This is a genomic window from Neisseria sp. Marseille-Q1983 (assembly GCF_018224585.1).
GTDB classification, from domain to species: Bacteria; Pseudomonadota; Gammaproteobacteria; order Burkholderiales; family Neisseriaceae; genus Neisseria; species Neisseria polysaccharea.
Window position 1 is genome coordinate 1 of record NZ_JAGTUI010000118.1, and the last position, 810, is coordinate 810.

Genomic DNA, 810 nt, shown 5'->3' on the forward strand with positions numbered 1-810 from the left:
TGCAGCGCCACCGTCAGCTCCACCGTGCCCAGGTTGGAACTCAGATGCCCGCCGGTCTTGGAGACGCTGTCGAGCACGTAGGCACGCAGCTGCTGGGCCAGGGTCTTGAGTTCGGCACGCGACAGACGCCTCAGATCCGCGGGATCGTCGATGGTCTGCAGCAGGGAGTAGGTGTTCGTGGTCATGCTAGATATCTTGATGGCCGCAAGACCATCGCCCATATTTTCGTATCAGTTGCCTGTGGCATCGAACGCCACCCTTGCAAGTAGCGCGCCCCCACCAAGGGACACCGAGCAAGGGCCGCCCCGCAGCGAGGGTGTCGTCCCCTTCCCCCGCGAAGCGGGTAGAGAGGGGGAAGCGGCGTCAGCCGCTCAGGGGGAGCTTCAGTCCTTCTTCAAGCATTCACTCATGAACGCCTTGCGCTCGTCGCCCTTCTTGCCGGTGGCGTCGGCATTGCAGGTCTTCATGCGTTCCTGCTGGCGCTTCTTGCCGTCGGACAGGCAGGACTTCATGAACTCCTTGCGCTCGTCGCCCTTCTTGCCGGCGGCTTCGGTGTTGCAGGTGCCCATCAGCTTTTGCTGGGCCGTGGGGGCCTTGTCTCCGGCGGCCATGCTGATGCTGCAGGCCAGGGAGACAACTGCCAGAACAACGATTTTTTTCATGATGGAATGGTTTTGAAGGCGCGCCGAAATCCAGCGCCCCCACATTGCAGCACAGCGCCGGGCGCACAGCAACGTCGCGCGCCGGCCGTTGTAAAAGTTTGCGATTGCCGCCGACGGGCCGGCAGGCGTCCATCGTCAGGCCATGGCC

At 63.1% G+C, this 810-nt stretch carries 2 protein-coding genes; both read right to left on the bottom strand.

The features are described 5' to 3' along the window. The coding region (locus tag KEM39_RS11425) for a 1-deoxy-D-xylulose-5-phosphate synthase N-terminal domain-containing protein (RefSeq protein ID WP_211710082.1) at window positions 1-185 on the bottom strand (185 nt) is incomplete at its 3' end. Between the two features lie 198 nt (window positions 186-383). Further along, window positions 384-662 (bottom strand): PsiF family protein, encoded by a 279-nt coding sequence (locus KEM39_RS11430; protein ID WP_211710083.1) that lies wholly within the window; start codon window positions 660-662, stop codon window positions 384-386. Window positions 663-810: the final 148 nt, after the last annotated feature.